At 58.1% G+C, this 11,146-nt stretch carries 11 protein-coding genes (1 of these 11 running past the window's edge); 8 read left to right on the forward strand and 3 right to left on the reverse strand.

Annotated features, from left to right (window positions below; genetic code table 11):
* Positions 1-75: 75 nt before the first annotated feature.
* Both ACTWLJ_RS11630 and ACTWLJ_RS11635 read right to left on the reverse strand, forming a co-directional pair.
* Positions 76-420 (reverse strand): pentapeptide repeat-containing protein, encoded by a 345-nt coding sequence (locus ACTWLJ_RS11630; RefSeq protein ID WP_401217278.1) that lies wholly within the window; start codon positions 418-420, stop codon positions 76-78.
* A gap of 91 nt (positions 421-511) precedes the next feature.
* On the reverse strand, positions 512-2,068 hold the full coding sequence (locus ACTWLJ_RS11635) for a bifunctional aminoglycoside phosphotransferase/ATP-binding protein (RefSeq protein WP_445180915.1): 1,557 nt from the start codon (positions 2,066-2,068) through the stop codon (positions 512-514).
* A 117-nt stretch (positions 2,069-2,185) separates the two neighbouring features.
* On the opposite strand from ACTWLJ_RS11635, the gene mrcB reads away from it, so the two are divergent.
* Genes mrcB through ACTWLJ_RS11650 form a run of 3 tightly spaced genes read left to right on the forward strand, consistent with a single transcriptional unit; the run spans position 2,186 to position 5,611 of the window.
* The gene (gene mrcB, locus ACTWLJ_RS11640; protein WP_445180916.1) at positions 2,186-4,510 is read left to right on the forward strand and encodes a penicillin-binding protein 1B; all 2,325 of its coding nucleotides are present in this window, start codon (positions 2,186-2,188) and stop codon (positions 4,508-4,510) included.
* A 16-nt stretch (positions 4,511-4,526) separates the two neighbouring features.
* Positions 4,527-5,276, forward strand: a complete 750-nt coding sequence (locus ACTWLJ_RS11645; protein ID WP_445180917.1) for a hypothetical protein — start codon at positions 4,527-4,529, stop codon at positions 5,274-5,276.
* On the forward strand, positions 5,276-5,611 hold the full coding sequence (locus ACTWLJ_RS11650; protein ID WP_401217267.1) for a YqcC family protein: 336 nt from the start codon (positions 5,276-5,278) through the stop codon (positions 5,609-5,611). The genes ACTWLJ_RS11645 and ACTWLJ_RS11650 overlap by 1 nt, the downstream gene beginning before the upstream one ends.
* A gap of 18 nt (positions 5,612-5,629) precedes the next feature.
* Here the strand turns inward: ACTWLJ_RS11650 and ACTWLJ_RS11655 are convergent, their stop codons facing one another.
* Positions 5,630-6,046 (reverse strand): DUF4124 domain-containing protein, encoded by a 417-nt coding sequence (locus ACTWLJ_RS11655; RefSeq protein WP_445180918.1) that lies wholly within the window; start codon positions 6,044-6,046, stop codon positions 5,630-5,632.
* 400 nt (positions 6,047-6,446) lie between these two features.
* Here ACTWLJ_RS11655 and ACTWLJ_RS11660 point away from each other — a divergent pair, with 400 nt between their 5' ends.
* The 5 genes from ACTWLJ_RS11660 to msrP all read left to right on the forward strand — a co-directional run.
* Positions 6,447-8,171, forward strand: coding sequence for an acetolactate synthase 3 large subunit (locus tag ACTWLJ_RS11660; protein WP_445180919.1), 1,725 nt, complete (start codon positions 6,447-6,449; stop codon positions 8,169-8,171).
* A gap of 2 nt (positions 8,172-8,173) precedes the next feature.
* Positions 8,174-8,665 carry an acetolactate synthase small subunit gene (gene ilvN, locus ACTWLJ_RS11665; protein WP_003176102.1) on the forward strand — a complete coding sequence of 164 codons (492 nt, stop codon included), beginning with the start codon at positions 8,174-8,176 and terminating at the stop codon, positions 8,663-8,665.
* A 48-nt stretch (positions 8,666-8,713) separates the two neighbouring features.
* Entirely contained in the window at positions 8,714-9,730 is a 1,017-nt protein-coding gene (gene ilvC / locus ACTWLJ_RS11670; RefSeq protein WP_007948647.1) for a ketol-acid reductoisomerase, read from the forward strand.
* A gap of 146 nt (positions 9,731-9,876) precedes the next feature.
* Positions 9,877-10,734, forward strand: coding sequence for a CDP-diacylglycerol--serine O-phosphatidyltransferase (pssA, locus tag ACTWLJ_RS11675; protein WP_016983477.1), 858 nt, complete (start codon positions 9,877-9,879; stop codon positions 10,732-10,734).
* A gap of 62 nt (positions 10,735-10,796) precedes the next feature.
* Positions 10,797-11,146: the 5' portion of a protein-methionine-sulfoxide reductase catalytic subunit MsrP gene (gene msrP / locus ACTWLJ_RS11680; protein WP_445180920.1), read on the forward strand. 664 nt of this gene lie beyond the right edge of the window; the window shows 350 of its 1,014 coding nt (coding positions 1-350); its start codon is at positions 10,797-10,799; the stop codon falls past the right edge of the window.

Genomic DNA, 11,146 nt, shown 5'->3' on the forward strand with positions numbered 1-11,146 from the left:
GTGGATAGGGAAAATCCGCGCAGCACTACGTCCAGCGCAAAGCGGGGGCGCTGGACAGTTCAGGTAAACGGTTACTTAGCGGGTGCGATAGCGCAGGCGCGTACCGAAATTCATCGACATCAGAATCTCGTCGGCACTCAGCTCTGGCGGGAAATACGCGCCGGAAATCTGCGCATGGGCAAGACTTGCGCCTTCCAGCGCTGAGCCACGGAAATCGATGCCGCGTAAATCGGCGGAGCGAAAGTACGCGTCCCGGAAATCCACGCCATCGGCGTTCAATTCACGCAGATCAAGCCCGCGGAAGTCGCCGCCAACCATGTCGATCGGACCGTCGTTCGGGCGTTCCTTGTTGAATCCTGCGATGTCATCTTTGTGCAGCAAGGCATATAGCGGAGTGTCGAGAAGTTTCGGCTGGCTCATGTCACATCACCTGTTGGTTTTATGACGCCAGTATAGTGCCACTATTTGTCGGCCGTGAAGCGAGCGAGGGCTTCACGGCCGAAATAGTTTCTTACAGACCCGGCAGGCGCTGGCGGATTTGCGCGACGACAGTGTCCAGAGTCCCGCTTTCATTAGTCTGCACGCGCTTGCTGCGCAGAATTTCTTCCGGCGTCAGCGCTTCGCGGCTGGCTTGTTGGGCGGCGATAACGGCCAGGTTGGCGTCGGACGGATCTTTTTTGTCTGCCTGACGCAGGGCCAGCCAGCTCTCGATGACTGCTTGCGGCGCGTTGCAGTCGAGGATCAGGAACGGCGTGCCGGTGGCTTCAGCGATTTTTGCAGCGCTGTCACGCTGCTCACGCTTGAGATAAGTCGCGTCGATCACCACCGGGAAGCCGGCGTGCAGAATCACTTCGGCAATGTCATGCAGGCGAGCGTAGGTCGCGCTGCTGGCGTCGGCACTGTAAATGCCGGCCTGCGGATCGTTGGCCACGGTTTGTTCACCGAACAGACGCTTGCGTTCAACATCGGAACGCAGACGAATCGCCCCCAGAGCTTCGACCAGACGCATGGCAACGTGGCTCTTGCCGACGGCGGAAACGCCGTGAGTGATCGCCATGAAGCGCGAAGGAATGGTGCTGTAGCTTTCCGCCAGGTTCGCATAGTTGCGGTATTGGCGAAGGGTAGTGGCGCGCTGCACTGGAGTCGCGTCGGCAGGCATGCTGAACAGTGCAACCTTCGCGCGAACCAGAGCACGGTAGGCTTTGTAGAAGTTCAGCACTTCCAGGCCTTGATAGTCGCCGGTCAGCTCCAGGTATTGGCTGATGAAACGGCGAGCCAGGGATTTCAGGCCACGGTCTTCAAGGTCCATCGCCAGGAAACCGGTGTCAGCCCAGACGTCGGTGAAGCGGAATGGCTCGTTGAATTCGATGCAGTCGAAAATCACCACTTTGCCGTCGATCAGCGTGGCGTTGCCCAAGTGGATGTCACCGTGGCATTCGCGAGTGAAACCTTCTGCTTTACGTTGGGCGAACAGCGGTTTGAGGCGTTCGAAGCTGCTTTCGGCCCAGGCTTTCAGGGCTTCCAGCTGCAGCAGATCGTTCTTGTCGCTGAGGAACGGCAGAATCTGCTCGAAATTCTGGCTCACCGGAGCCATCACGCTGTCCGGGGTGCCGGCGTCATGTTCGGCCGGGACTTTCGGCGCGCTGAGGTGGAAGTGGGCGATCTGCTCGGCCATTTCATCAATGTGGGTGGTGGTCAGCTCGCCGTTGGCTTGCAGGGTGCTGAGCAAGCCGCTTTGCGGGAACTGACGCATTTTCAGCACGTATTCGATGGCCGGACCATCACCACCCAGTTGCGGCGCTTCGACGCTGCCGGTTACTGGCAACACTTCCAGATACAAATCGTCGGTCAGACGCTGGTTCAGGCGCAGCTCTTCACCGCAAAAATGTTCGCGAGCGTCGAGGCTGGTGAAGTCGAGGAAACCGAAATTCACTGGTTTCTTCACTTTATAAGCAAAGGGGCCGGTGAGAATCACCCAAGAGATATGGGTTTCGATGACCTGGAACCCATCGACGGGATGCGGATAGAGGGCCGGGTTTTGCAGGGCAGCGATCAGGGACTGGCTCACGGGCGATCCTTCAGAGTCTGGAAAAATTCGAGGGCGTCATTATGGCCGCTCGCCAGCCTGACGCAAACCTCGGAGCGCTCCTGTTGAGGATGAATAAAGTGCGTATAATCCGCCGCCATGACTCGTACTCGATCTCCCCGCACAAAGAAAAAACCACCTTCCAAGGGCCTGCGCCCATGGCTGGGTTGGGCCATTAAACTCAGTCTGGTCGGCCTTGTGGTGCTGGCCGGCTTCGCCGTTTACCTCGATGCCGTGGTGCAGGAGAAGTTCTCCGGCAAGCGCTGGACTATCCCGGCCAAGGTATACGCGCGTCCGCTTGAGCTGTTCGTCGGACAAAAGCTCAGCAAGGATGACTTCCTCACCGAACTCGATGCCCTCGGCTATCGCCGCGAAGCCGTGAGCAATGGCCCCGGCGCGGCGGCGGTCAGTGGTAACACTGTCGATCTGAATACCCGTGGCTTCCAGTTCTACGAAGGATTGGAAAAACCTCAGCCGGTGCGCGTGCGCTTCTCTGGCGATTACGTCGCGGAGCTTTCTGCGAGCAATGGCTCGAAGCTTTCAGTGGTGCGTCTGGAGCCGTTGCTGATCGGCGGGATTTACCCGAAAAACCTTGAAGACCGGATTCTGATCAAGATCGATCAGGTGCCGCCGTATCTGCTCGACACTCTGGTCGCTGTCGAAGACCGCGACTTCTATAGCCACTGGGGCGTGTCACCGAAGTCGATTGCGCGCGCGATCTGGGTCAACACCTCTGGCGGCAAGATGACCCAGGGCGGCAGTACGCTGACTCAGCAGTTGGTGAAAAACTTCTACCTGACCAGCGAACGCAGCCTGAGCCGCAAGCTCACCGAAGCAATGATGGCGATGTTGCTGGAACTGCATTACGACAAGAAAGACATCCTTGAGGCTTACCTCAACGAAGTCTTCGTCGGTCAGGACGGGCAGCGCGCAGTCCACGGTTTCGGTCTGGCGAGTCAGTTCTTCTTCGGGCAGCCATTGTCCGAGCTGAAACTGCATCAGGTCGCGTTGCTGGTGGGCATGGTCAAAGGGCCGTCCTACTACAACCCGCGCCGCAACCCCGAGCGAGCGCTGGAGCGTCGTAATCTGGTACTCGACGTGCTTGAGCAGCAAGGCGTGGCGACGACCGAACAGGTCGAAGCGGCGAAGAAAATGCCGCTGGGCGTAACCACTCGCGGCAAGCTGGCCGACAGCTCGTTCCCGGGCTTCATCGATCTGGTCAAACGTCAGTTGCGTGAAGACTATCGCGATGAAGACTTGACCGAAGAAGGCCTGCGGATCTTCACCAGTTTCGATCCGATCCTGCAGATGAAGGCCGAAGCGTCGGTCAACGACACCTTCAAGCGTCTGTCCGGGCGCAAAGGCTCCGACGATGTGGAAGCGGCGATGGTCGTGACCAATCCGGAGACCGGCGAAGTCCAGGCCATGATCGGCAGTCGTCAGGCGAGTTTTGCCGGCTTCAACCGGGCACTGGATGCGGTGCGACCGGTCGGCTCGTTGATCAAGCCGGCGGTCTATCTGACCGCGCTGGAGAAACCGAGCAAATACACCCTGACCAGTTGGCTGTCGGATGATCCGTTGTCGGTCAAAGGCGCGGACGGTCAGGTCTGGAAGCCACAGAACTATGATCGCCGCTCCCACGGCACCGTGTTCCTTTATCAGGGGTTGGCGCATTCCTACAACCTGTCGACCTCGCGTCTCGGGCTTGAAGTCGGCGTGCCGAATGTCCTCAAGACCCTCGCACGTCTGGGCGTAACACGTGAATTCCCTGCGTACCCATCGATGTTGCTGGGTGCTGGCGGCATGACCCCGATCGAAGTGGCAACCATGTACCAGACGCTGGCCAACGGTGGTTTCAATACGCCGATGCGCGGCATCCGTAGCGTACTGACCGCCGAGGGCGAGCCGCTCAAGCGTTATCCGTTCCAGATTCAGCAGCGTTTCGACCCAGCGTCGATTTATCTGATTCAGAACGCCATGCAGCGGGTGATGCGCGAAGGTACCGGCAGTTCGGTTTACAACGTGCTGCCGAAAACCCTGACGCTGGCGGGCAAGACCGGTACCAGTAACGATTCCCGTGACAGCTGGTTCGCCGGCTTCAGTCAGGATCTGCTGGCGGTGGTGTGGCTCGGTCGCGATGACAACGGCAAGACGCCGTTCACCGGTGCAACCGGTGCGCTGCAGGTCTGGACCAGTTTCATGCGCAAGGCCGATCCGCTGCCGCTAGACATGCCGCAGCCGGACAATATCGTACAGGCGTGGGTTGATTCGCGTACCGGACAAGGCTCCGATGCCAACTGTCCGGGGGCGGTGCAGATGCCGTATATTCGCGGCAGCGAACCGCCACCCGGCGCTGCGTGTGCAGGCGAAAGCCCTGCCTCCGGCGAATCGGTGATGGATTGGGTCAAGGGCTGGATGAATTAAGCAAAGAGGGTTTCAAGTGAACAAGTGGTTGATTCCAGCGGTGACCGCCGTGGCTTTGCTCAGCGGCTGCTCTACTGTGCAGCGTGGTTCGATTCCGGTAGTGGATTCGGGTACCACCGTGTCCAACAGCGAACGTATTTCGGCCAATGGCGGTTTCCGCCAAACAACAGTCAAGCGTCCGGTACAGGGCCAGACCCAGGCCATCCCGCAAGGTGATACCGGTGTGGTGGTGATGGTGCCGGGTGGCGGCGCGACAACTTCAGCGCCAATCAGCTCTTCGCCGATTGTTCCGGGCCCGGCGTCCGGAGGCATCACTTCGGGGCCGTATAATCCGTCGCCAGTTGAATCGGCGCCGATCAATTCCGGCAGCTACAGCATGCCTTCGACGCCGAGCGGCATTCCTTCTGCCAGCAGTAGCGGCGGTCTGTCGGCGGACGAGCAACTGGACGGTCCGGTACTCGCCTTGCTGACCACCGCGCAGCAGCAACAGGCCGGTGGCGACCTCAACGGTGCGTCTTCCAGTCTGGAGCGTGCGCAACGTGTTGCCCCGCGTGAGCCGCAAGTGCTTTATCGCCTGGCGCAAGTGCGCATGGCCCAAGGCGACGCGCCGCAGGCCGAGCAGTTCGCTCGTCGTGCGCTGACCATGGCCAACGGTCGTCCGGACTTGCAGGCCAACTTGTGGGAAATCATCGCTCAGTCCCGTGAGAAACAAGGTGATTCCGCCGGCGCTGCCCAGGCCCGTCAGAAGGCCAAGGTTTCGCTGTGATGGATACTCGTTTCCCGAAAATCGCCGATCAGTTGTTGCTGATCGAGCGTGAACTGCGCACGCAAGGCTGGTGGGATGAAGTTCAACCGTCTGCCGAAGCCTTGAGCAGCGTCGAGCCGTTTTCGGTCGACACTCTGGACTTCGAGCAGTGGCTGCAATGGATTTTCTTGCCACGCATGAAGATGATCCTCGAACAGGATCTGCCACTGCCGAACGCCTCGGGCATTCAGGAAATGGCAGAAATGGTCTTCGCCCCGCGTAATCTGCAGGGCAAGGATCGGCAGTTGCAGGTGTTGCTCAAAGAGTTTGATCTGTTGATTACCGCTTCGCGCTAACCGGAGAGCTGCCAGTCGCTACTGGCAGTTTTCGGTAATCTGCTTCTGCGCTTCGGCGATGCGCTCCTGACGTTGCGCATCGCTCAGTCGCCGCAACTCCCCCTCGACTTCCTCCCTCAAGCGCGGATTGTTCTGCAATTGCGCAAGGTTCGTGCGTGCCTGTTCGCAAAACGCCTTGAGTTGCGTTTGCTGATCGGCGACCTGTTTCTTGACCTTGTCGTCGATGGCTTTCTGATCGCCCAGCGCGCCGCTGCCGGGCAGTGTTGCCGGCTTCACCGGGGGCGAGGAGGGCGTCTGCACTGTTGTGGACGGCTGGCCCGGTGGCGGCTGTGCATCAAAGTGAGTGACGCCTTGAGCATCGACCCATTTGTAGATCTGAGCGGCCATGCACCAGGGGCTGAGGCCGATCAGCAGGGTAAGGAGGAGCGTTCGCATGCTGATTCCTTGGCAAAATTGCGCAATTGAAGCTAACAGAGTAGCGGTTTCCAGGTTTTTTCTTGCGTTCTCATGTGCTTACCCACAATTAACCACATAGACGACTTGACTTGGAGAGGGCGAAACAGAAGAATCCAAAGTCCGCTGTAGAGGGACTGCCAGAAGCAGACCCACTCGGTAGATCATGAGGCGCATATCCGCGCCGACCTGTTACACCCGCAACGCGTTACCTCGCGCTGGGTGGGAAAGGCCCGCAACACTTGGGACGATCCCAATACTTGCTCAGTCAGTGCTGACGTAGTCGGCGACCACCGTCGCTCATGCTCTGCCGAGAAGTAAACCTATTAAGACCCGTCCGCTTTTTCGTGGACGGTATTCTGGCGTTTTAGAGGTGAACAACGTGGAGCTTTTATCTGGCGGTGAGATGCTCGTCCGCTTCTTGCGTGACGAAGGCGTCAAATATATCTACGGGTACCCGGGTGGTGCTCTCCTGCATGTTTACGATGCCCTGTTCAAAGAACCGGAAGTGACTCACATCCTGGTTCGTCACGAACAAGCGGCAACCCATATGGCTGACGGTTATGCCCGTGCCACCGGTAAAGCCGGCGTGGTATTGGTGACTTCCGGTCCTGGCGCCACAAACGCCATCACCGGGATTGCAACCGCCTATATGGACTCGATTCCAATGGTGATCATTTCCGGTCAGGTGCCAAGCACCATGGTCGGCACCGACGCGTTCCAGGAAACCGACATGATCGGTATCTCCCGGCCGATCGTGAAGCACAGCTTCATGATCAAGCACGCTTCGGAAATCCCGGAAGTCATGAAGAAAGCCTTCTACCTGGCGCAATCCGGTCGTCCGGGCCCGGTCGTCGTCGATATCCCGAAAGACATGACCAACCCGGCCGAGAAGTTCGAATACATCTTCCCGAAGAAAGCCAAGCTACGTTCATACAGCCCGGCCGTTCGCGGTCACTCCGGGCAAATCCGCAAGGCAGCAGAAATGCTCCTGGCGGCCAAACGTCCGGTGATGTACGCCGGCGGCGGTGTGATTTTGGGTGGTGGCTCCGCGCCGCTGACCGAATTGGCGAAGATGCTTAACCTGCCAGTTACCAACACCCTGATGGGTTTGGGTGCCTACCCTGGCACCGACCGTCAGTTCATCGGCATGCTCGGCATGCACGGCAGCTACACCGCCAACCTGGCGATGCACCATGCCGACGTGATCCTGGCAGTTGGCGCTCGTTTCGATGACCGCGTGATCAACGGCCCGGCGAAGTTCTGCCCGAACGCCAAGATCATTCACATCGACATCGACCCGGCTTCGATCTCCAAGACCATCAAGGCCGACGTGCCTATCGTTGGTCCGGTGGAAAGCGTCCTGACCGAAATGGTCGCGATCCTCAAGGAAATCGGCGAGACCCCGAACAAGGAGTCCGTTGCCAGTTGGTGGAAGCAGGTTGATGAATGGCGCGGTGATCGCGGCCTGTTCCCTTACGACAAGGGCGACGGCAGCGTAATCAAGCCGCAGACCGTGATCGAAACCCTGTGCGAAGTGACCAAGGGCGACGCCTTTGTGACCTCCGACGTGGGTCAGCACCAGATGTTCGCTGCGCAGTACTACACGTTCAACAAGCCGAACCGTTGGATCAACTCCGGCGGCCTGGGCACCATGGGCTTCGGTTTTCCGGCGGCCATGGGTATCAAGTTGAGCTTCCCGGATGACGACGTTGCCTGCGTCACCGGCGAAGGCAGCATTCAGATGAACATCCAGGAACTGTCGACCTGCCTGCAATATGGTCTGCCGGTGAAAATCGTCATCCTGAACAACGGTGTTCTGGGGATGGTTCGTCAGTGGCAGGACATGAGCTACGGTAGCCGTCACTCGCATTCCTACATGGAATCGCTGCCTGACTTCGTCAAACTGGCTGAAGCCTATGGTCACGTCGGCATGCGCATCACCGATTCGAAAGATTTGAAGTCGAAGATGGAAGAGGCGTTCGCCATGAAAGATCGTCTGGTGGTGATCGATATTTCGGTCGATACCAGCGAGCACGTCTATCCGATGCAGATCAAAGACGGCTCCATGCGCGATATGTGGCTGAGCAAGACGGAGCGTACTTAATCATGCGGCACATTATTTCCTTGCTTCTGGAAAACGAACCCGGCGCTTTGTCTCGCGTAGTCGGCCTGTTCTCGCAGCGCAACTACAACATCGAAAGCCTGACCGTGGCTCCAACCGAAGACCCGACCCTGTCGCGTCTGACGCTGACCACCGTCGGCCACGATGAAGTCATCGAGCAGATCACCAAAAACCTGAACAAGCTGATCGAAGTGGTCAAGCTGGTAGACCTGTCGGAGAGTGCTCACATCGAGCGTGAACTGATGCTGGTCAAGGTCAAGGCCACTGGCGCCCAGCGCGCCGAGATCAAACGCACTACCGATATTTACCGTGGACAGATCGTCGATGTCAGTGCCAGCGTGTATACCGTTCAATTGACCGGTACCAGCGACAAGCTCGACAGCTTCATTCAGTCCATCGGCACCGCATCGATTCTGGAAACCGTCCGTAGCGGCGTGACCGGCATTGCTCGCGGCGACAAAGTACTCAGCATCTAAACCAAATTAGCGAATGGCCTGAACGGCCTGGATATATAGGGGAATTTCATGAAAGTTTATTACGAAAAAGACTGCGATCTGTCGATCATCCAGGGTAAGAAAGTTGCCATCATCGGTTACGGCTCCCAGGGCCACGCTCAAGCGTGCAACCTGAAAGACTCCGGTGTCGACGTTACCGTTGGTCTGCGTAAAGGTTCGGCTACCGTTGCCAAAGCTGAAGCTCACGGCCTGAAAGTGACCGACGTTGCTTCCGCTGTAGCTGCTGCCGACCTGGTCATGATCCTGACCCCGGACGAGTTCCAGTCTGCCCTGTACAAGAACGAAATCGAGCCGAACATCAAGAAAGGCGCCACCCTGGCCTTCTCCCACGGCTTCGCGATTCACTACAACCAGGTTGTTCCGCGTGCCGACCTCGACGTGATCATGATCGCGCCGAAAGCACCGGGCCACACCGTGCGTTCCGAGTTCGTCAAAGGCGGCGGCATCCCTGACCTGATCGCGATCTACCAGGACGCTTCGGGCAACGCCAAAAACGTTGCTCTGTCCTACGCGGCAGGCGTTGGTGGCGGTCGTACCGGCATCATCGAAACCACTTTCAAAGACGAGACTGAAACTGACCTGTTCGGCGAACAAGCCGTACTGTGCGGCGGTACCGTTGAACTGGTTAAAGCCGGTTTCGAAACGCTGGTTGAAGCTGGCTACGCGCCGGAAATGGCCTACTTCGAGTGCCTGCACGAACTGAAGCTGATCGTTGACCTCATGTACGAAGGCGGTATCGCCAACATGAACTACTCGATCTCCAACAATGCCGAGTACGGCGAGTACGTGACTGGCCCGGAAGTGATCAACGCCGAATCCCGTCAGGCCATGCGCAATGCCCTGAAACGTATTCAGGACGGCGAATACGCCAAAATGTTCATCAGCGAAGGCGCAACCGGCTACCCTTCGATGACTGCCAAGCGTCGTAACAACGCCGCTCACGGTATCGAAATCATCGGCGAGCAACTGCGCTCCATGATGCCGTGGATCGGTGCCAACAAGATCGTCGACAAAGCCAAAAACTAAGTCGTCGTCCCTTGTACGAAAAACGCGGCCTCGGCCGCGTTTTTTCGTTTGGGCTGACTGTTCTGGTATAAAGCTGCATCGTTTGTGGCCGAACCGTCGTCCCAGACACCTGTCGAATTTTTCCAAACCGTTGCAAGGTAATGTCCATGAGCGAACGTCCCGAAGAGCCGAACAAGGCTTCTGACGCCGAAAGCCTGCTGCCCATCGATGAACACATCGAAGAAGGGCATGACGCTGAAGGCCGCAAAGTCCGGCATCGTGGTATCTATCTGCTGCCGAATCTGTTCACCACTGCGAATCTGTTTGCAGGGTTTTATTCCATCATCAACTCGATGAGCGCTCAGGCTGCTCTGAGTGCGGGTGATTCTGCCAACGCGAGCAAGTATTTCGCGTTCGCCGCCATCGCGATTTTCGTCGCCATGGTGCTCGACGGCCTCGACGGTCGTGTAGCACGCATGACCAATACCCAAAGTGCCTTCGGCGCCGAGTACGACTCGCTGTCGGACATGGTCGCTTTCGGTGTGGCTCCGGCACTGCTGGCATTTGGCTGGGCATTGGGCGACATGGGCAAGGTCGGCTGGATGGTCGCCTTCATCTATGTAGCCGGTGCGGCGTTGCGTCTGGCGCGCTTCAACACTCAGGTCGGTACGGCAGACAAGCGTTACTTCATCGGTCTGGCCAGTCCGGCGGCTGCCGGTGTGGTGGCGGGGATTGTCTGGGCATTCAGCGATTACGGCATCCAGGGTTCGAAGATGTCGTTCCTGGTGGCGTTGATGGTTGCGGCTGCCGGCATGCTGATGGTCAGCAACATCAAGTACAACAGCTTCAAGGAGCTGGACTTGAAAGGGCGGGTGCCATTCGTTGCGATCCTCGCCGTGGTGCTGGTGTTTGCCGTGGTGTTCAGCGATCCACCGCGCATTCTGTTGCTGGTGTTCCTTGCCTACGCAGCTTCCGGCCCGGTGCAGTACCTGTTGCATCTTCGTCGGCACAAAAAAGCCGAGTGATGTAATTTCCCTCATACTCCGCAGTCTATGGGTGCATCTGTCCTCCAAACTGCGGAGTTGTCATGCTGATCAAAATCCCCAAAGCATCTGACTGTCATGAGTCGGATGTCACGTCTGAATCCATTTACCTCTCTCGTCGCCAGATGCTCGGAGCCACCGCTGCCGGTCTGGCTCTCAGCAGCCTGCCGCGTTGGGCCAGTGCCGAAGATGCTGCGCGGTATGCCGGCGTCGAAGCGGGCAATGCACCTGCCTGGTTCAATCAAAAGCTTGCTGCTACCCAGTGGGGTGCAGTCAACGTCAAGGATGAGGCTGTCACGCCTTATAAAGACGGAACGCACTACAACAACTTTTATGAGTTCGGTACCGATAAGGGCGATCCGGCTGCGAATGCAGGATCGCTGAAAACCGAGCC

This window comes from Pseudomonas sp. McL0111 (assembly GCF_052567255.1).